Annotated in this window: 18 protein-coding genes; 8 read left to right on the top strand and 10 right to left on the bottom strand. The window is 66.8% G+C overall.

The window, feature by feature from the left end:
* Nucleotides 1-10: 10 nt before the first annotated feature.
* Both AC1DS6_RS03655 and AC1DS6_RS03650 read right to left on the bottom strand, forming a co-directional pair.
* The gene (locus tag AC1DS6_RS03655; RefSeq protein WP_477102082.1) at nucleotides 11-868 is read right to left on the bottom strand and encodes an arylamine N-acetyltransferase family protein; all 858 of its coding nucleotides are present in this window, start codon (nucleotides 866-868) and stop codon (nucleotides 11-13) included.
* A gap of 66 nt (nucleotides 869-934) precedes the next feature.
* A complete protein-coding gene (locus AC1DS6_RS03650) occupies nucleotides 935-1645 on the bottom strand; it encodes a Crp/Fnr family transcriptional regulator (protein ID WP_441627735.1) in 711 nt (236 codons plus the stop codon).
* A gap of 139 nt (nucleotides 1646-1784) precedes the next feature.
* On the opposite strand from AC1DS6_RS03650, the gene AC1DS6_RS03645 reads away from it, so the two are divergent.
* Nucleotides 1785-2282 (top strand): Mpo1 family 2-hydroxy fatty acid dioxygenase, encoded by a 498-nt coding sequence (locus tag AC1DS6_RS03645; RefSeq protein WP_441627733.1) that lies wholly within the window; start codon nucleotides 1785-1787, stop codon nucleotides 2280-2282.
* Here AC1DS6_RS03645 and AC1DS6_RS03640 read toward each other — a convergent pair.
* Complete coding sequence (locus AC1DS6_RS03640; protein WP_441627731.1) at nucleotides 2263-3192, bottom strand: LysR substrate-binding domain-containing protein; 930 nt, start codon at nucleotides 3190-3192, stop codon at nucleotides 2263-2265. The two genes, AC1DS6_RS03645 and AC1DS6_RS03640, sit on opposite strands and share 20 nt — an antisense overlap.
* Nucleotides 3193-3326: 134 nt before the next feature.
* On the opposite strand from AC1DS6_RS03640, the gene AC1DS6_RS03635 reads away from it, so the two are divergent.
* A complete protein-coding gene (locus AC1DS6_RS03635) occupies nucleotides 3327-4346 on the top strand; it encodes a 2-oxoadipate dioxygenase/decarboxylase family protein (RefSeq protein ID WP_477102081.1) in 1020 nt (339 codons plus the stop codon).
* Nucleotides 4347-4364: 18 nt separating this feature from the next.
* Here the strand turns inward: AC1DS6_RS03635 and AC1DS6_RS03630 are convergent, their stop codons facing one another.
* Genes AC1DS6_RS03630 through AC1DS6_RS03620 form a run of 3 tightly spaced genes read right to left on the bottom strand, consistent with a single transcriptional unit; the run spans nucleotide 4365 to nucleotide 6763 of the window.
* Nucleotides 4365-5693, bottom strand: coding sequence for a sensor histidine kinase (locus AC1DS6_RS03630; protein WP_477102080.1), 1329 nt, complete (start codon nucleotides 5691-5693; stop codon nucleotides 4365-4367).
* 3 nt (nucleotides 5694-5696) lie between these two features.
* Entirely contained in the window at nucleotides 5697-6362 is a 666-nt protein-coding gene (locus AC1DS6_RS03625) for a response regulator transcription factor (RefSeq protein WP_441637713.1), read from the bottom strand.
* Between the two features lie 5 nt (nucleotides 6363-6367).
* The gene (locus AC1DS6_RS03620) at nucleotides 6368-6763 is read right to left on the bottom strand and encodes a PepSY domain-containing protein (protein WP_447430857.1); all 396 of its coding nucleotides are present in this window, start codon (nucleotides 6761-6763) and stop codon (nucleotides 6368-6370) included.
* A 172-nt stretch (nucleotides 6764-6935) separates the two neighbouring features.
* Between AC1DS6_RS03620 and AC1DS6_RS03615 the strand changes: the two genes are divergently transcribed.
* From AC1DS6_RS03615 to AC1DS6_RS03590, 6 genes are all read left to right on the top strand, one after another.
* Complete coding sequence (locus AC1DS6_RS03615; protein ID WP_441636707.1) at nucleotides 6936-7178, top strand: hypothetical protein; 243 nt, start codon at nucleotides 6936-6938, stop codon at nucleotides 7176-7178.
* Nucleotides 7179-7376: 198 nt separating this feature from the next.
* Complete coding sequence (locus tag AC1DS6_RS03610) at nucleotides 7377-8339, top strand: cyclase family protein (RefSeq protein ID WP_477102079.1); 963 nt, start codon at nucleotides 7377-7379, stop codon at nucleotides 8337-8339.
* 117 nt (nucleotides 8340-8456) lie between these two features.
* A complete protein-coding gene (locus AC1DS6_RS03605) occupies nucleotides 8457-10139 on the top strand; it encodes a class I adenylate-forming enzyme family protein (RefSeq protein WP_477102078.1) in 1683 nt (560 codons plus the stop codon).
* Nucleotides 10140-10441: 302 nt separating this feature from the next.
* On the top strand, nucleotides 10442-10909 hold the full coding sequence (locus AC1DS6_RS03600) for an HU family DNA-binding protein (RefSeq protein ID WP_035861317.1): 468 nt from the start codon (nucleotides 10442-10444) through the stop codon (nucleotides 10907-10909).
* 154 nt (nucleotides 10910-11063) lie between these two features.
* The gene (locus AC1DS6_RS03595; protein ID WP_477102077.1) at nucleotides 11064-12038 is read left to right on the top strand and encodes an alpha/beta hydrolase; all 975 of its coding nucleotides are present in this window, start codon (nucleotides 11064-11066) and stop codon (nucleotides 12036-12038) included.
* Nucleotides 12039-12129: 91 nt separating this feature from the next.
* Nucleotides 12130-13719 carry an FMN-binding glutamate synthase family protein gene (locus AC1DS6_RS03590; protein WP_441636715.1) on the top strand — a complete coding sequence of 530 codons (1590 nt, stop codon included), beginning with the start codon at nucleotides 12130-12132 and terminating at the stop codon, nucleotides 13717-13719.
* A gap of 9 nt (nucleotides 13720-13728) precedes the next feature.
* Here AC1DS6_RS03590 and AC1DS6_RS03585 read toward each other — a convergent pair whose 3' ends face one another.
* From AC1DS6_RS03585 to AC1DS6_RS03570, 4 genes are all read right to left on the bottom strand, one after another.
* A complete protein-coding gene (locus AC1DS6_RS03585) occupies nucleotides 13729-14643 on the bottom strand; it encodes a helix-turn-helix domain-containing protein (protein ID WP_441636717.1) in 915 nt (304 codons plus the stop codon).
* Nucleotides 14644-14734: 91 nt separating this feature from the next.
* The gene (locus AC1DS6_RS03580; protein WP_477102076.1) at nucleotides 14735-15781 is read right to left on the bottom strand and encodes a tripartite tricarboxylate transporter substrate binding protein; all 1047 of its coding nucleotides are present in this window, start codon (nucleotides 15779-15781) and stop codon (nucleotides 14735-14737) included.
* On the bottom strand, nucleotides 15757-16788 hold the full coding sequence (locus AC1DS6_RS03575) for an NADPH:quinone oxidoreductase family protein (RefSeq protein WP_441636725.1): 1032 nt from the start codon (nucleotides 16786-16788) through the stop codon (nucleotides 15757-15759). The genes AC1DS6_RS03580 and AC1DS6_RS03575 overlap by 25 nt, the downstream gene beginning before the upstream one ends.
* Nucleotides 16788-18056 carry a CaiB/BaiF CoA transferase family protein gene (locus AC1DS6_RS03570; protein ID WP_477102075.1) on the bottom strand — a complete coding sequence of 423 codons (1269 nt, stop codon included), beginning with the start codon at nucleotides 18054-18056 and terminating at the stop codon, nucleotides 16788-16790. The genes AC1DS6_RS03575 and AC1DS6_RS03570 overlap by 1 nt, the downstream gene beginning before the upstream one ends.
* Between the last annotated feature and the right edge of the window lie 58 nt (nucleotides 18057-18114).

Genomic DNA, 18114 nt, shown 5'->3' with positions numbered 1-18114 from the left:
TGAAGCGCGCCTAGCTTGATCGCCGCGCTGCGATCAACGCGGGCAGCATCCGCGTTAGTTGATCCCGGTCGGCAGGATCCAGCGCGAGGCCGAAGCTGTCCGCCAGCGCTTCGATGATTGCCGCCGGGGTTTCCAGGCGCTGGCGTTGCGCGCTGCCATCGCCAGCGCGTACGGTAAGGTCGTCGTTGACCAGCGTCAGCCGGCTGCCGCCCTGCGAGCGCGCCATGGTCAGTGCGTTGCGGAACAGGCTGTCGGGATGGGTTGAGGTGTACCAGTTGCGCGGTTCGAAATCGATCGCCTGCTGCGGCGAAAGATCGAATCGGTAGAGCTTGAGCCAGCCATTTGCGCCGCCGACTTCCAGGTCGTAGAGATGAAACGCGGCGCCTGGCGTATCCACCGCTGCCAGGCGGTAAGGGAATGCTGCATCGGCTCGCTCCGTCTGCGGCAGCGGCATCGCGCGATACGGGTTGGGGCCGCCGAAGCCCACGTCCACGATATAGCTGTGATGTGCCGCTTCCACGCGCAGCAGCATATGCGATTGCATGGTGGGCACATCGTCAGGGACATTCCACCGCACCCGCGCGGCGAGCGCTGTAACGCCATAGCCAAGCGTTCGCAGCACGGCGGCAAGCAAGGTGTTCTGCTCGAAACAGTAGCCGCCGCGCGCCTGCGTGACCAGCTTGTCGAAGACTGCGTCCAGGCCAATGCGGATCGGGCGCCCGAGCAGCACGTCGACATTTTCAAACGGAATATGCTCCAGGTGCGCGGCAATCAGGCTGTCGAGCGCCGCAAGGTCCGGCTGGCCGGGCTGCGGATGGCCGATGCGCTCGAGATAAGCGTGCAGGCGGATGTCGTCTAGCGTAGTCATGTGGTCATGTCGATGTTTGCCTTGCGCTAGCCGCGCAGGCTGAAGTGTCGGGAAGTCATGGCGGGCTCATTCCAGCGCCAGCAGCGCCGGCAGGTCGAGCAGCTCGATGTCCGCGTAATGCAGGCGCAGGAGCCCTCGCGTTTCGAGCTCGCGCAGAGCCTGGTTGACCGTCTGGCGAGACAACCCGAGCATCTGGCCAAGCTGTTCCTGCGGGATGTGTACGGAGCGGCGCTCCAGTCCGGGCTGGTTGCCGTAAGCCTGCGCCATGGCCACCAGCCGGCGCGCGGTGCGCGCGAGCGGGGGCAGCAATTGCGTTTCTTCCACGTAATGGAACGCCTCCCGGGTCTTGGCTGCGAGCAGCTTGCCAAATTCGCGCCACCATTCGGGATGCGCGGACAGCATCGCATAGAGCCTGTCGCGCTGCAGGTGCAGCACGGTGGCCGCGCTGGTGGCGTGGGCATCGTGCGTGCGGGCCAGTCCGTCGAACAGGCAGATCTCGCCAAACCAGTTGCCCGGTTCCAGCAGGCCGAGCAGGGCCGCCTTGCCCGACTCGCTGTGGGTGTCGATCTGCACCGTGCCGGCCACCACGGCGTAGATGCCATCAAAGGCGTCGCCACGGGCAAACAGCAACTGGCCGGCCGCGAGCTTGCGGCTGACGGCGTCCCGCAGCAGGGTGTCCTGCAGAGCCGCCGGCAAGGTGCCGAACCAGCTGCCGCCACGCAGGACGCGCAGCGGATCCGGGGACGGCTCCTGCCGTTCGCGGGGCGCCAAGCGCATGATGATCTCCTTTTATCGGCGCCATGCCGGATTGTCAGAAACCGGACAGACGGGCTTTTCCCTGCCTATTACTATACGGCCACAACAGGCGGCCACCATAAAGCAGCCGCGATAACGATGCCCTGGCAGGAGGAGCCCCGTGAAGACCCTGATCGACCACTTGGCCAACTACGCAGCCTATCACCGCAACGCGCGCAACGTGTTCACCCATTTCATCGGCATTCCCATGATTGTGCTGGCCGTGACCACGCTGCTGGCCCGCCCGGCCATGACGCTCGGCGAAGGCCCGGCGTACCTGACCCCGGCCATGGTGGTGTACGGGTTGTCCTGCCTGTTCTACCTGCGCCTGTCGGCGGGTTTCGGGCTGGCGATGACACTGATCCTGGCCGGTTTCGTGTACCTCGGCGACGCGATCGCGGCGCTATCCACCGGCGTGTGGCTGGCCTGGGGCGTCGGCCTGTTCGTGGCGGGCTGGCTGATCCAGTTTGTCGGCCACTATTACGAAGGCCGCAAGCCGGCGTTTGTGGACGATCTGGCCGGACTGCTGATCGGGCCGCTGTTCCTGGTGGCGGAAGCCGCCTTTGCCGCAGGCCTGGCGCGGGAGACACGCGAGGCCGTCATCGCCCACGCGCAATGACAGGATCCCCCTGCGCGCCGCACTCCAGCAACCAGCCGCGTAGCTGCAGGACCTTGTCGTCGGGTGCCAGGCCGCGCCGGTGAGCGAAGTAATAGGCCTTGCGATTGTCGATGCCGGCCGGCAGCGCGGTGAATGGCACCACCAGCCGGCCCTGCGCCAGTTCCTCGGTGATCAGGATGCGTGGGATCAGGGCTACGCCGACGCCGGCCGCCGCCGCCTGCGCCAGCATGGTGTAGAGGTCGTAGCGCGGGCCGCGCAAGGCTTGCGCCGGCTGCGCCGCGCCCGCGGCGGCAAGCCAGTCGCTCCAGGCGCGCAAGCGCGTGTTCAGGTGGAGCAGCGGAAGGTCAAGCAGTTGATCCAGGCCCAGTTGCTTGCGGCGTCCCAGCAGGGACGGACTGCACACCGGGACCGAAGGGCCTTCTTCCAGGATGCGCTCGCCTTCGGTCCCCGGCCACAATCCCTCGCCGTAATAGATCGCCGCGTCGAAAGCGGTATCGCTAAGCTCGAATGCCTCGGTGCGCGCCGACAGGTGCAGCGTCAGGTCAGGCAGGGCGCGGGCGAGCAGCGGCAGGCGCGGGATCAGCCACTGGCTGGCAAAGGTGGGCCCGATCGCCAGCTCGATGGCGCGCCCGCGCGGACGCTGGGCCATCACATCCAGCGTGACCTGCTCGATCTGGTCGAGCCGCTCCCGCACTTCCTCGGCATAGGTCCCGCCCGCTGGCGTCAGCACGATGCGCTTGCGGATGCGGTGGAAAAGCGGCACGCCCAGCCGCGCTTCCAGGCCGGCGATCTGACGGCATACCGCGCTTTCCGTTACCGCCAGTTCGTCCGCGGCGCGGGTAAAACTGCCAAGCCGTGCCGCGGCCTCGAACATCTGCAGCGCCGTGAGACTGGGAATGCCTTTGCGCATAGTGCGTTTTTGGAAGGAAGTTGGTGCGAAGTTATCAATTGTACGAAGTCTGCCGCGGTCGCACAATAAGACCCGCCCGGGGGCCGTCGGCTCCCGCCATCCCCTGAAAACAAACGAATTCCAGCGCATTGACCATGACGAAGCCGAATCTGCAACGCCTCCTCGAGACCGTTTGTGGCGAGACACAAGCAGCACAGTTGCTGCAATTGATGAATGTTTCGCCGCAACTGCTGTCTTCCAGCAGCGAACAAGCCAGCCGTGCCGAATTAGCGCAGGCGCTCAATATGGTGCTGTTCGCTGGCATCCTCGAACGCGTGCCGACGGGCATGGCCTATACGCGCGACGTCATCGAGGCGGGCGGCCAGGTAGTGTTCGACCACGGCGCGCTGCGCACGGTCAAGTGGGAATGCGGCGACCTGCCTGCGGGCGAGATCGCCTTCACCCGCATCCTCGCGCCGCTGGGCTACCGCCTCAACGGCACCTATCCGCTCGATCGCATCGGCATGACGGGCCGCTCCTACGCGCATGCCGACCTGCCGGACGACATCGCGCAGTACTTCCTGAGCGAACTGCACCCCGAGCGTTTCAGCGCGGCATTCCAGGCCGCGGTATCGCGCGTGGTGTCGGCGTCCGCCGACCCCCTCGATGACGATGCCGTGGCGCAGCTGGCCGTGCTGGAGCGCGATGCCAGCCTGCCGATGGCCGACGCGGCTCGGCTGGTGCCCAAGCTGGCCGCCTGCTTCGACCGTCATCATGCCGAGCCGGCGCTGGCCGACTATGAATTGCTGCTGAAGGAATCGGCCGAGATGGCCTGGATTTCCACCGAGGGCAATGCGTTCAACCATGCCACCGACCGCGTGGCGGACGTGCGCGCCGTGGCCGACGCGCAACGCGGCCTGGGTCGTCCGATCAAGGATACGGTGGAAGTGTCGCGCTCCGGGCGGGTCTTGCAGACGGCGTTCAAGGCGGACCCGGTGGAGCGCCGGTTTGTCGGTGCCGACGGCACCGTGGTAAAGCGCACCGTGCCGGGCTCGTTCTATGAGTTCATCACGCGCGATTTCGTGCCCGCCTCGGAAGCCGCGGGCGGCACGCTGGACCTGTCCTTCGATGCCGGCAATGCCCAAGGCATCTTCAAGATGACGGCTGCCTGCTGACAGGCAAGGGCGGGCCTGTCATGCCTGGCCCGCCGGCAGCCGCAGGCGGGCCAGCAGCCCGCCCAGGTCGCTGCCGCCTAGCGCCAGTCCTCCCTCGTAAAGGGCTGCCATCTCGCTGACGATGGCCAGCCCCAGTCCGCTGCCGGCAGCGGACTCATCCAGGCGCCCGAAGCGGGCCGTAGCCAGTTCGCGCGCTTCGGGCGGCATGCCCGGACCATCGTCTTCCACCACGATTTCGAGCATGCCTGCCTGCTCCGCGAGCCTGACGCGAACGCGCGAGCGGGCCCACTGGCAGGCATTGTCGAGCAGGTTGCCGAGGATCTCGATCAGGTCCTGGCGGTCGCCGGCAAAGTGCCCGCTGCCTTCCACTTCGATGACGATCTCGCGCCCGCTGTGCAGGCGCGTAAGCGCGCGCGCCAGCTCGGCCGCCGCCGGACCGGCCTCGATACGGGCACCGCGAGCACCGGCCGCACCGGCCGCGCGTGCGCGCGCCAGGTGGCGATCCACCTGCCGGCGCATCGCTTCGACCTGCGCGGCGGCGGCGCGGGCCGCCTCGCCGGGCAACCGCCCGGCTTCGTTGGCAAGGATGGCAAGCGGTGTCTTGACCGCATGGGCGAGATCGGCGGCCTGGCGCCTGGAGCGCTCCAGCGCATCGGCGTTGCGCGCCAGCAAGGTATTGATTTCATTGACCAGCGGCACCACTTCGGTCGGCCACGTCCCCCCTAGCCGGGTCTCGCGGCGTGCCTGTAGCGCGGCCAGCGCCCTGCGCAACCGCGCCAGCGGCGCCAGGCCGAATTTCACCTGGGCCGCCACCGCCAGCAGCAGTCCGGCGCCGAGCGCCGTCAGCGACCAGCCCAGCAACCGGTTGAAGGCCTGGCGCGCGGCGCGCAGCTCGGTGCGGTCCAGTGCGACCGAGAGCGTCACCGGCGTGTCCGCCGACGCCAGCACGATCGGGCGCGATACCACCAGCAACGATTGCCCGTTGGGCCCGGGCCGGATTTCCGCGTGGCTGCCCGCCACCTGGTTGCCCACCGTGGCAGGCATCTCGGCATCCCAGAGCGAGCGCGAGCGCAACGTGGCACCCTTTGCCTGCGCCTGCCAGTAGGCGCCGGAATAGGGCAGTTCGTAGCGCGGATCGGCCGGCGCGCGCGTCAGCGCGAGCTTGCCGTCGGGACTCCAGTCGAGCGCGGCGGCCAGGCTGGTGAGCTGGTTGTCGAGTTGGCGCACATAGGTCTCGTTGACATGGCGCGCGAACAGCGTGGAGAGCAGCCAGCCGGTGCCGCCAAGCGCGGCGGCCAGCCAGACAGCCGCGACCGCGAGCAGCCGGATGGCTAAGGAGTGGCGCATGGATCAGGCGGTGGGCGGGCGCAGCCGGTAACCCTGGCCGCGCACCGTCTCGATCACGTCGACGCCGAGCTTGCGCCGCAGCCGGCCGACGAACACTTCGATCGTATTGCTGTCGCGATCGAAATCCTGCGCGTAGATGTGCTCGGTCAGCACCGCTTTGCTGATGATCGCGCCCGGGTGGTGCATCAGGTAATCGAGCACCTTGAACTCATGCGCGGTCAGCACCACGGCGGCGCCATCGACCGTCACCACGCCCGTGCGTGCGTTCAGGCGCACCGGTCCGCAGGCGAGTTCGGGCGCGGCCATGCCGTGGGCGCGCCGGATCAGGGCGCGGATGCGCGCCAGCAACTCTTCCATGCGGAAGGGCTTGGCGAGATAGTCGTCGGCCCCGGCATCGATGCCTTCCACCTTGTCGGTCCAGCTATCGCGCGCGGTCAGGATCAGCACCGGCAGGTTCACCTGCGCCGCGCGCCAGCGGCGCAACACGGATAGCCCGTCAAGGCTGGGCAGGCCAAGATCGAGCACCACGGCATCGTAGGGCTCTTCGGCGCCCAGGTGCCAGCCATCGATGCCGTCGGCCGCCGTATCGACCGCGTAGCCCGCGTCGACCAGGCTCGCATGGATCTGCGCGGCCAGCGTGGGTTCGTCTTCTACCAGGAGGATGCGCATGGGGATCAGGATTTCTTGCGGGCCTGCTCAAGGCCGTGTCCCTTGGCCTTGAGCAGCGTGGCGGTCTTGGCGTCGTATTCCAGCTTGGCCACCGAGCCGCCCGGCAGCAGCAGCTTGACCTCGTATTGCCAGACGCCATCGTCGCGGTCGAGCTTGACGCCGATCACATCGCCCGCGTATTGGGCCGATACCGCTTCCAGGATGCGCGTGAGCGGCAGGATTTCGCCGGACTGCACGGCCGCCCGGGCGCGGTCGGCATCCTTGTCGGCATGGGCTGGCGGCGCGGCCGCCAGCAGCAAAGCCAGGGCAGCCGCCAGCGGCAGCAGCGCACGCGCCGCGCGCGGCGGCCAGGTGGGCGAGGAGGCAGTGCGCGCAGGACGCGCGCCGCGGAATGGAAGCAATGGTGTAAGGAAGCGGGGCAATACGGGAGCGGGCAAGCCTTGGTCGATCGGAGCAGTGTGCCGGGGCCTGCCTGAACGGAAGCTGAACGGCGTGCTCAGCCTCGGTTCAGGCTGGGGTTACCACAATGGACGCCGTTCATCGTCACGCTCACCGCTAAACAGGAGTCAGGCCATGCAAAGCGTCCGCATCCCCAATGATAGTCCTTCCGGCATCGACCACCGCGCCACGCGCGATGGTCTCGCGCTGGCCGCGGCCGTGCTGGTCGTCCTCGCGGGCGTTGTCGCGCTGTTCTGGGCGCAGGCCGATGCCCGGGCTGTGCTGCACGAATGGAAGCACATGGACAGCGGCCTGTCGATGATCGTGCTTGGCGCGCTGGTGCTCGGACCACTGCTGGCTTTCGGGCTGGACGACTGAGCGCGCACCCTTGGGATTCCCTGGATTTCCGGCGGGTTTTCCATGTATGGACAACGTTCGTTCCCTGGTCCTACACTCGACCCACAATAAAAACGCACGACCGTTCGCATTTATTGGCTCCGAGCATGATGGACCATGCACGCCGGGCATGACCGCGAAGTGCGATTCCACAGGGTCAATCCACCAAGGAGACATGGCATGGAATCAAAGAACGTCCCGCTGGTTGCCGAGCTGTTGCGCGATGCGCCGAAAAACTGGGGCAAATGGGGCCCGGACGACGAGGTCGGTTCGCTGAACTATCTCACCCAGGCGGAGGTGTTGCGCGGCGTGGCCTCCGTGCGCTCCGGCAAGACCTTCACCCTGCAGATCCAGATGGGCAATCCCGCCGGCGACCCCGTCTGGCCGGGGCGCTCGCAGGCGCGCCGCCTGAACGTGATGGACAAGGGCCATTACCTTTGCGGCAAAGGTCCAAAGTTTCCGGGCGAAAGCGAGTACGCTGACGACATGATGATCATGTACCTGCAGGGCTCGACCCAGTACGATGCCCTGGGCCATGTCTGGTACGGCGACCAGCTGTGGAACGGCTACGATGCCAGGTCCACCATCGGCGGGCTGGACAAGGCCAGCGTCCTGCCGATCGCGGAGCGTGGCGTGGTAGGGCGGGGCGTGCTGATCGACATGGCGCGGCATCGCGGCAAGGATGTGCTCGACCCTGGCGAAACCTTCACCCACCACGACCTGCTGGCCGCCGCCGAAATGCAGGGCGCGCGCATCGAGAAGCGCGACATCCTCGTGATCCGCACCGGCTGGATCGGCTCTTTCTACAAGCGCGACCAGGCCGAGTTCTACCGCAATTTCGTCGAGCCGGGCCTGACCTATAGCCCGGAGCTGGTCGACTGGTTCCATCGCATGGAAATCCCCAACCTCGTCACGGACACCATCGCCAACGAGGTAACCGTGGACCCGGTATCGGGCGTGGCCCTGCCGCTGCACAACGCCCTGATGCGCAACCTGGGCGTCACGCTGACCGAGATCGCCCAGCTCGATCCGCTGGCGACGGATTGCGCCGAAGACAAGCAGTGGGCCTTCCTCTATACGGCTGCACCGCTCAAGGTCGTACACGGGAGCGGCGCACCGGTCAACCCGGTGGTGATCAAGTAAGGCCCGGCGGCCTGCCAGGCGGCGGTGCCCAACGGGCATCCCACGCCGGGCGGCCGTCAGTTCCGTTCCGGCCAAGCGCTATCCTGACACTACCCGCCGCGCATATCGAGGTGCCTCATGACGCCCTATGAAGAAAAGCCCTGGCTTTCCAGCTACAACGCCGGCCAGCCGCACATCATTACCCCGCAATTTACCGATGCGCTGACCATTTTCCGGGCTGCCGCAAGCCGCGCGCCGGCAAGCCCGGCGATTCACTATTTCGATGCCACGCTCACTTATGGCGAGCTCGATTCGCTTTCCGACGCGCTGGCAGTAGCGCTGTCATCGCGCGGCTGCACGCGTGGCGAGCGTATCGCGCTGTACTTGCAGAACGTACCGCAGTTCGTTATCGGCCTGGTCGCCGCGTGGAAACTCGGCGCCATCGCGGTGCCGGTCAACCCCATGAACCGCGCGCGTGAACTGCGTTTGGTGCTGGCGGACTCCGGCGCCAAAGTACTGATTTGCCACGAATCCCTCTACGCGGACGTGGTCAAGGGCCTGTTCGAAGCGGAGCGCGGCGGCCAGGCCGATGCCGGCATGCCCCTTGCGCTGCCGGCGGTGATCACCACCTCCGAACTCGATTTCCAGACGCGCAACGATTCCCGCCTGTTTGCCGCATCCAGGCGCCGGCCCGCCGAAGGCGTGCCCGACATGCTGGCGCTGGTGCAGACGCATCACGGCCAGCGTCCGGCGCCGCTCACGCCGGCGGCCAGCGATATCGCGATGCTGGTGTACACATCCGGCACCACCGGGGTGCCCAAGGGCGCGATGAACACGCACGGCAATGTCGCTTTCAATGCGCAGGTGTACCGCGACTGGATCGGCTTGCGCGAAGGCGGTCCGATCCTGGGCGTGGCGCCGCTCTTTCATATCACCGGCCTGGTGGGCCACATCGCCGCGGCTTTCATCTGCGCCGCGCCGCTGGTGCTGGCCTGCCGCTTCGAGCCGGGCGTGATTCTGGAAGCCATCCGCGACCGGCGGGTGGCGTTCACGATCGGCTCGATCACGGTGTTCATCGCGCTGATGAACCATCCCGATGCCACCCGCGCGCATTTCGCCACGCTGGACAAGATCTATTCGGGCGGCGCACCGATCCCACCGAGCGTGGTGGCGCAGTTCCGCGGCAAGTTTGGGCACTATATCCACAACGGCTACGGCCTGACCGAAACCAATTCGCCCACCCATGTGGTGCCGCTCGGCCGGGAGGCACCGGTGGACCCCGCGTCCGGCACGCTGGCGATCGGCTTGCCCGCCTTCAACGTCGATTCCTTTATCGGCGACGACGCGGGCGAACCGGTACCCGTGGGCGAAGTCGGCGAGATCATCTCGCGCGGGCCGATGATCGTGCCGGGGTACTGGAACAAGCCGGAAGAGACGGCCAAGGCCATGGCCGGCGGCTATTTTCACACTGGCGACGTCGGTTTCATGGATGCGCAAGGCTGGTTCTACCTGGTCGACCGCAAGAAGGACATGATCGTTGCCGGCGGCTACAAGGTCTGGCCGCGCGAGGTGGAGGATGTTCTGTACACCCATCCCGCGGTGCGCGAGGCGGCCGTGGTGGGCATGCCAGACGCCTATCGCGGCGAGACGGTGAAGGCCGTCGTCAGCCTCAAGCCGCAGGCGAGCGTCACGCCGGAAGCACTGCAGGCCTGGTGCAAGGAGCGCATGGCGGCCTATAAATACCCGCGCGTGGTGGAAATCATCGACGAGTTGCCGAAGACGGTGACCGGCAAGATCCTGCGGCGCGAGCTGCGCGGTTGAGGCCGGAGCGCGCGTGGCAAAAAAGATAAAAACACGCGTTTAGCCCTTGTATATAGGGTCCGGCGACCTATCCACTGCTGCGTCCGCGCGACAGAACGGCAGGCCGCAAGAGACAAAACCTCAAAAAACCCCGGGGAAAACCCCGGTTTTTGCGTTGGCATGTGCGAAAACCCCTTGACGTCCCGTAGTTTCCGCTATGATTCAGTCGATGCCGCACGCCGATAGTCGATCGACGAAGCGTCGAGCGACATCGGATGCCACATCCCGTGCGACATCATTCTGTTCAACTCATCTTTATAGATATGGCGACCAAAGCGAATCCGACCGCGAAGACTGCAACCAAGACCGCTGCCAAGAAGGCACCGGCAACCAAAGCTGCACCTGTAAAGGCTGCTGCCAAGAAGGCCGCGCCGGCCAAGAAGGCTGCTCCCGCAGCTGCCGCGGTAACCCCGCGTCCGCTGAAGGAAACCTTCAACAAGTCGAGCCTGGTCGCTCATCTGGTAGCACAGACCCAGCTGGAGGCCAAAGCCGTGAAGACGGTGCTGGCTCATCTGGAAAACACCATCGTCAGCGCGCTGCACAAGAAGGGCGCAGGCGAGTTCACGCTGCCCGGCCTGATGAAGGTTACGGCCCAGCAAGTGCCCGCCAAGAAGAAGCGCTTCGGCAAGGACCCGTTCTCCGGTGAAGAGCGTTGGTTCCCGGCCAAGCCCGCCAGCGTCAAGGTCAAGGTGCGCCCGCTGAAGAAGCTGAAGGACGCAGCAGCTGCCTGATCGGGGCCTGTTTCCAGCTTGAAAAGGAGCCGCTAGCCGGCTCCTTTTTTGTATCTGGCGTTTGCACTGCGGGCATGCCGTGTGCATTCGCAGGTGCGCCGCGGCGCCTCAGCCGGCCGTGAGTGAAGCCGGTGCAATACTCCGGGAGATCGTCATGCCAAGCATCCAGTACCGCCTGTGGCGGCTAGCCCTGCGCCTGGTCCGGCGCAAACACCGTTTTTCCAGTGCGCAGGCGCTGCACGAAGAGATTCGCCGCCGCCGCAAGATCGGCCGGGCGGATCCCTCGCCGCGCTTGCTGGCGCGCCATGAAATCAGCATGGAACTGGTTGCCGGCGTGGAGGTCTACACCGTGCGCCCGCGGGGCGCCGACAGCGGCCGCCAGATTCTCTACCTGCACGGCGGCGGCTACGTATTCGATATCGTCAGCCAGCACTGGGACTTCATCGGCAAGCTGGTGGATGCCCTTGGCGCGACGGTGATCGTGCCGATCTATCCGCTGGCGCCGGAACATACCTACCGCGACGTGTTTGCCGGGATGCTGCCGCTCTACGACCAGATCGTGCAGCGCCAGCCGCCCGCCAGCCTGACCGTGATGGGCGATTCGGCCGGCGGCGGCATGGCGCTCGCGCTGGCGCAGATCGCGCGCGATTCCGGGCGCGCGCTGCCCGGCAGGCTGGTGCTGATGTCACCGTTCGTGGACGCGACAGGGAGCAACCCGGGCATCGATGCGCTCGAACCGCTGGACCCGATGCTGTCCAAGCCAGGCGGCATCGAGTGCGGCCGGGTCTATGCCGGCGGTGATCCCGTCACGCTGCCGCAGGTCAGCCCCATCTACGGCAGCCTGCGTGACCTGCCGCCGGTGACGCTGTTCATCGGCACCCACGACGTGTTGCTGCCCGACTGCCGCGCCTTCCGCCTGCTCGCGCAGGAACAGGGATTGCCGCTGCGGTACTACGAATACGAGGGCATGTTCCACGTGTGGATGCTGTTGCCGATGCCGGAAGCCGACGCAGCGTTCGCGCAGATCGTAGCCGCCGTGCAGGCCGACGACAGCGCACAGCGGCACCCGCCGGGCCTGGCCCCGCTCTGCGCGGAAGCGGAAACCGCGGACCACGCAGGGCAACGGTAGCGCCCGGGGTGCAACCCGGCGGGAGCGCAGGCCGCGAGGAACGGCGATAATCGCGGGGTTGCCGGCCAACTGCCGGCCTTTAGGAGTCCCCATGTTTTCTCGTCGTTACGGCGCGGTCTGGCTGACCGTGCTCGCGTTGCTCGCGCTGGCGGCGCTCGCCGCCATGCAACGGATTTCCCCGGCATGGCTGGCGGCGCCGGTCGCGCTGCTGTTGGTCGGTTTGTACGACATTGGCCAGTCGCGCCACTCCATCCTGCGGAACTATCCGGTCTGGGGCCACCTGCGCTTCTTCTTCGAGTTCATCCGCCCGGAGATCCGCCAGTATTTCATCGAGGACGACACCAACGAGATGCCGTTCTCGCGCCAGCAGCGCAGCCTCGTCTACCAGCGCGCCAAGAACGAGGTCGACAGCCGGCCCTTCGGCACCGAGATCGATGTGCGCCTGGCGGGCCACGAGTGGATCAGCCATTCGCTGGCGCCGACCCGCATCCCCTCCGCCGACTTCCGCATCACCGTGGGCGAGGGCCGCGCCCAGCCTTACTCGTTATCGATCTTCAACGTCTCGGCGATGAGCTTCGGCGCGCTGTCCGGCAACGCGATCCGTTCGCTCAACCGGGGCGCAAAGCTTGGCGGCTTTATCCACGACACCGGCGAAGGCTCGATCTCCCCGTACCACCGCGCCGAAGGCGGCGACCTGATCTGGGAGGTGGCCTCCGGCTACTTTGGTTGCCGCCGCGCGGACGGTGGCTTCGATCCCGACAAGTTCGCCGAGCAGGCGCGCTCGCCCCAGGTCAAGATGATCGAGGTCAAGCTCTCGCAAGGCGCCAAGCCGGGCCATGGCGGCGTACTGCCGGCGGCCAAGGTCACGCCGGAAATTGCCGCCACGCGCGGCATCGCCATGGGCGAGGACTGCATCTCGCCGGCCACGCACAGCGAATTCTCCACGCCGCTGGGCCTGCTGCAGTTCGTCGACCGGCTGCGCACGCTGTCCGGTGGCAAGCCGACCGGGTTCAAGCTCTGCATCGGGCACCCATGGGAGTTCTTCGGTATCGTCAAGGCCATGCTGGAATCGGGCATCCTGCCGGACTTCATCGTGGTGGACGGCGCCGAAGGCGGCACCGGCGCGGCGCCGCTGGAGTTCGTCGACCATATCGGCGTTCCGCTGCAGGAGGGGTTGCTGCTGGTCCACAACACGCTGGTCGGCGTGAACCTGCGCGACAAGATCCGCATTGGCGCCAGCGGCAAGATCATTACCGCGTTCGACGTGGCACGCACGCTGGCCACCGGTGCCGACTGGTGCAACTCGGCGCGCGGCTTCATGTTTGCGCTCGGCTGCGTGCAGGCGCAAAAATGCCATACCGACCGCTGCCCCGTGGGCGTGGCCACGCAGGATCCGGTGCGCCAGCGCGCCATCGTTGTGCCGGACAAGGCGGATCGCGTAGCCAGCTTCCACCGCCAGACGCTGCATGCGTTGCTGGAAATCCTGCAGGCAGCCGGCCTGCATCATCCTGCCGATCTCAAGCCGCACCATATCGTGCGGCGTATCTCGCCCAACGAAGTGCGGCTGATGTCCGAACTGCTCAAGTTCCTGACGCCGGGAGACCTGATCAACGGGAATTTCCGCTACCAGCTCTACGAGAAGTATTGGCCGCTGGCGCGCTCCGACAGTTTCTCGATGTAAAGCGCCGCGCTAGCGCGCGGCTTGCGGCGCCGGCAGGCGGGCGCGCCCGTGCTGGCGGAATGCGCTGGGCGCCTGCCCAACATGCTTGGCAAAGAAGCGCGCGAAATACGCGGCATCCGCAAAGCCCAGCGTCGAGGCGATCTGCTTGATATCGAGATCGCTATAGAGCAGATCGCGCTGCGCCTCCACGATCAGGCGCGAATGGATCAGCTGCAGCGCGCTCCTGCCGGCAAGCTGCTGGCAGATGCGGTTGAGCTGGGTGGGCGAGATGCCGAGCGTGTCGGCGTAGCCCGCCAGATCCTGGTGGTTCCGAAAACGAGCCTCCACCAGTTGCTGGAACTGCTGAAAATGGCGTGCGGTCCTGCCTGCCGGCTGCGCCCCGGTTGCACCCGCGCCCGAAGCGCGCCGGGCAATACCCACCAGCAGCAAGGACAGCAGCGCCGACAAGGCCGCGCCGCGCCACAGCGAGACCGCGTTCATCTCCGCACGAAACAGTTCCAGCGCTCCGGCGAGCACGGTGGCGTCATCGCGCTCGCCGCGGGCCGGGTCACCGAACTGGTCGTGGTAGGGCCGCTCGAACAGCGGCAGCGCATCCGGCACGCCAGCCAGCAGCGTGTGCAGGTAGTGATCGGTCATGGTGATCACGATGCCGTCCACGTCAGGCGTAAACCGAAAGCCATGCACGCAGCGCGGCGGCACCGTCACCACAGTGCGCGAGCCCAGCGGGTACTCGCGGTCGTCGAGCAGCGCGCGGCCGCCCCCCTGGTGCACGTAGAGAACCTGGAAGAAGCGCTCGTGGCGGTGCGGCTTGATTTCCCAGTCGTTGATGCCGCTGCGCTCCGGGATCGACTCGAAATGCAGTTGTTCCAGCAAGGGCTCGTTGGAGTTGACCCCGTAGAGCGAGTAGGTCGGGACGGTTTTCATGGAGCGGGGGCGGCACCGGGGTGCCAATTGTCCCGCCAGGGGGCGGATCTGTCCATCCGCGCTGCCGCTTGCCATGGCAGCGCAGCGATGGCTACTGATCCGCCTTGGCGCCCGACTTGCGTACGATCTCGGCCCACTTGTTGCCCTCCGCCACGGTGTAGCGCGCGAACTCGGCGGGGGAGGAACCTACCGGCTCGGCGCCCATGTCGGCGTACTGGCGCTGCACATCGGGCTGCCGCAGCGCCAGCGCGGCGTGGGCCGCCAGCTTCGCCACGATCGGGGCCGGCGTGCCGCGCGGTGCCCATAACCCGTACCAGGTGCTGATATTGAAGCCAGGCAAGCCCGACTCCGCCACCGTGGGCACGTCCGGCAGGGCACGCGCGCGCTTGAGCGTGGTGACGGCCACGGCGCGCAGCTTGCCGGCCTTGATAAACGGCATGGCCGATGGCATGGAATCGAACATCAACTGGATCTGGCCGCCCATCAGGTCGGTCAGCGCGGGCGAGCTGCCCTTGTACGGCACGTGCTGCATCGAGACATTGGCGGCGAACTTGAACGACTCGCCGGCCAGTTGCTGGGCCGACGCATTTCCCGCCGAACCAAAGTTGATGCTGCCACCCTTGGCCTTCGCATAGGCAATCAGGTCCTGCACGGTCTTGACGGGCGAATCGTTGTTGACCACCAGCACCAGTGGCACTTCGGCCAACTGCGTGATGGGCACAAAATCGCGAAACGCGTCGTAGCGCATCTTGGGGTAGATGCTCGGGTTGATCACATGCAGCGAGGCATTGGCGAGAATCGTGTAGCCGTCGGGCGCGGCCTTGGCGACCACTTCCGCGCCGATCATGCCGCTGGCGCCCGGCTTGTTGTCGATCACCACCGTCTGGCCGAGCGTGTCGCCCATCTTGACGCCGACCACGCGCGCCAGCAAGTCGGTTGGCCCGCCCGGCGGGTAAGGCAGCACCATGCGGATGGGGCGTTGCGGGAAATCGTCGGCGGCACGGGTGGGAGATGCGCCCAAGGCGGCAATGGCAGCCGTGGCCAGAGTCGCGAGCAAGACCAGATGGCGTGCGCAACGGCGATGCTTGGTGCGGTGTGTACCGTGTTGCGTGTTCAGGACCCTGAATCGGAATGGCATGAATTTGTCTCCTTGATTTTTATCGCGACTTTGCCGACGATCTGCCTGGCTTCCAGGGCGCCCAGCGCCTCGGCCAGCCCGCTCATCGGGTACACCTTCGACACGGTCGGTCGAATCTTGCCCTCGCTGGCCCAGGCACACAGCGTGCGCATGACGGCCTGCAGCGCAGGCGCATGCTGTGCCCGCTCGTTGGCGGGGGTCCAGCCGATATAGCGGCCAACAAAAAATCCATGCAGCGTCAGGTTCTTCACCAGCAGCAGGTTCAGCGGCGCTTGCGGGATGCGGCCACTGGCAAAGCCGATGCTGAGAATCCGCGCATTGGCAGCGGCCGCGCGCAGCGCCTGGTCGAACAGGTCGCCGCCTACCGGATCCACCACCACGTCGGCACCATGCCCGCCGGTTACGCGCTTGACTGTGGCGGCCAGGTCTTCCGGGGCCAGCGCATGCTGAGCGCCGCGCAGCAGGGCTTCCGCGCGTTTCGATTCGGTGCTGGCGCAGGCGATCACCCGCGCGCCCAACTGGTGGGCGATTTCCACCGCGGCCAGCCCCACGCCGGCGCCGGCGCCGAGCACCAGCACCGTTTCTCCCGGCTGCACGGCGCCGCGCCACACCAGGCCGCAGTAAGCGGTGCCGTAGGAGAGCGGGACCGGCAGGGCTTGCAGCGCGTCAAGCGTATCGGGTATGGGGTAGACGGTGTACTCCGGCAGCGTGACTTCGTCGGCAAAGCAGCCCCAGTCGGCAATGGCCACCACGCGGTCGCCGGGGCGCAGGCGCGTGACGGCCGCGCCGCAAGCCACTACGCGGCCGACCGCCTCGGTGCCGGGCACGAACGGCAACGGCGGCTTGGTCTGGTAGCGTCCCGCGACCATCAGGCCGGTGGCGTGGCTCACGCTGGCATATTCCACGGCAAGCGTGACCGCGTGCGGATCCGCAAGCGCCGGCCGCGGGATGCTCGCCAGGCGGACGTCTTGCGCTTTGCCGAAGTGCTCGCAGAGCAGGGCGCGCATCATGCCGTGGCTCCCGCCGTGTTTTGGCCAGCCAAAGGGCTAGCCTGCCTGACAACACCACACTCCAGCAATCGGGCGAGCTTGTCAGGCGCTATGCCGCATTCGCGCAACACGGCTTCGGTGTGTTCGCCGACACGCGGCGCTGCGGTGGGCACGCGCCGCATGCCCTTGGCCGGGATGCCGGCAAACGGCAGGGTAGCCAGGCCAGGCTGCGCTACCGTCTGGAACGTCTCCTGCTGCGCGGCTTGCGGGTGGTCGAGCACTTGCCGGTAGTCGCGCACCGGCGCATGGAGGATATCGTGCGCCTGAAGGATGCGCAGCCAGTGCCCCGTGCTCTTGCCGGCAAGCACCGCAGCCACGGCGTCCTGCAGCCACGCCGCGTGCGCCATGCGGCTGGCATTGTCGGCAAAGCGCGCATCGTCCGCCCACGCCGGGCGATCCAGCGCCAGGCACAGCCTGCCGAACTGCGCGTTGTTCAGCGCCAGCAAGGTGAGGCTGCCGTCGCTGGTCGCAAACACGCCATTCGGCGCGCTCACCGGCCCGGCGGCCACGGCACCCTGGATGGCGTACTCGAGGATATTGTTGGCCTGCAGCGCTACGCAGGCGTCGAACAGGTTTAGCTCGACATGCGCGCCGAGGCCGCGGCGAAAGCGCCTGCACAAGGCAGCGGCGCAGGCTTGCGCCGCATACAGCCCGGTGGCCGCGTCCGCCAGCAGCATGCCGATGCGGCGCGGCGTGCCGTCGGCCATGCGGTTGGTGTGCATGAGGCCGCTGTCGGCCTGCATCACCGAGTCCGAGGCCGGATAGTCGGCATAGGGGCCGTCCGCGCCGTAGCCGCTGATCGACACATAGACCAGCGCCGGATTGCGCGCGCACAGCGCGGCATAGCCCACGCCGAGCCGCTCGGCAACCTGCGGCCGGAAGTTCTGCACCACGATATCCGCTTGCAGCGCGAGGTCGAATAGCAGCGCCTTGCCGGCGTCGGTGGCCGCATCGATGCAGACGCCGCGCTTGCCTGCGTTGTACGCGATCGACAGCGCGCTGTGCTCCCCGCGCACCACGCCCACATGCCTGCCCCAGTCGCCCGCCGGCGGATCGACCTTGATGACCTCGGCGCCTTGTTGCCAGAGGATATGCGCGCAATACGGGCCCGCAATGCCCTGGCTGATATCCAGGATGCGCAGGCCAGAGAAGGGCAGTTCGTCAACCGCTTCGGATGAAGAGGCGGTAGGTGAAGCTAATGCGGATTGCAGGTCGGTCTGGGCCATCGGCAGGGATCTGAGAGTCGTAAGGTGGCGTCGGATGGCTTATGCTAGGGCGTACTCC

It is taken from the genome of Cupriavidus sp. 05L310, from assembly GCF_056398185.1.
This window is presented reverse-complemented; position numbering and strand designations above follow the sequence as displayed.

Bases quoted from the DNA above. Each gene is read 5' to 3' on its own strand.
- AC1DS6_RS03570 (WP_477102075.1), bottom strand. From the start codon at position 18,056: ATGGCCCAGACCGACCTGCAATCCGCATTAGCTTCACCTACCGCCTCT.
- AC1DS6_RS03575 (WP_441636725.1), bottom strand. From the start codon at position 16,788: ATGCGCGCCCTGCTCTGCGAGCACTTCGGCAAAGCGCAAGACGTCCGC.
- AC1DS6_RS03590 (WP_441636715.1), top strand. From the start codon at position 12,130: ATGTTTTCTCGTCGTTACGGCGCGGTCTGGCTGACCGTGCTCGCGTTG.
- AC1DS6_RS03585 (WP_441636717.1), bottom strand. From the start codon at position 14,643: ATGAAAACCGTCCCGACCTACTCGCTCTACGGGGTCAACTCCAACGAG.
- AC1DS6_RS03580 (WP_477102076.1), bottom strand. From the start codon at position 15,781: ATGCCATTCCGATTCAGGGTCCTGAACACGCAACACGGTACACACCGC.
- AC1DS6_RS03600 (WP_035861317.1), top strand. From the start codon at position 10,442: ATGGCGACCAAAGCGAATCCGACCGCGAAGACTGCAACCAAGACCGCT.
- AC1DS6_RS03640 (WP_441627731.1), bottom strand. From the start codon at position 3,192: ATGCGCAAAGGCATTCCCAGTCTCACGGCGCTGCAGATGTTCGAGGCC.
- AC1DS6_RS03630 (WP_477102080.1), bottom strand. From the start codon at position 5,693: ATGCGCCACTCCTTAGCCATCCGGCTGCTCGCGGTCGCGGCTGTCTGG.
- AC1DS6_RS03595 (WP_477102077.1), top strand. From the start codon at position 11,064: ATGCCAAGCATCCAGTACCGCCTGTGGCGGCTAGCCCTGCGCCTGGTC.
- AC1DS6_RS03605 (WP_477102078.1), top strand. From the start codon at position 8,457: ATGACGCCCTATGAAGAAAAGCCCTGGCTTTCCAGCTACAACGCCGGC.
- AC1DS6_RS03650 (WP_441627735.1), bottom strand. From the start codon at position 1,645: ATGCGCTTGGCGCCCCGCGAACGGCAGGAGCCGTCCCCGGATCCGCTG.
- AC1DS6_RS03655 (WP_477102082.1), bottom strand. From the start codon at position 868: ATGACTACGCTAGACGACATCCGCCTGCACGCTTATCTCGAGCGCATC.
- AC1DS6_RS03610 (WP_477102079.1), top strand. From the start codon at position 7,377: ATGGAATCAAAGAACGTCCCGCTGGTTGCCGAGCTGTTGCGCGATGCG.
- AC1DS6_RS03615 (WP_441636707.1), top strand. From the start codon at position 6,936: ATGCAAAGCGTCCGCATCCCCAATGATAGTCCTTCCGGCATCGACCAC.
- AC1DS6_RS03635 (WP_477102081.1), top strand. From the start codon at position 3,327: ATGACGAAGCCGAATCTGCAACGCCTCCTCGAGACCGTTTGTGGCGAG.
- AC1DS6_RS03625 (WP_441637713.1), bottom strand. From the start codon at position 6,362: ATGCGCATCCTCCTGGTAGAAGACGAACCCACGCTGGCCGCGCAGATC.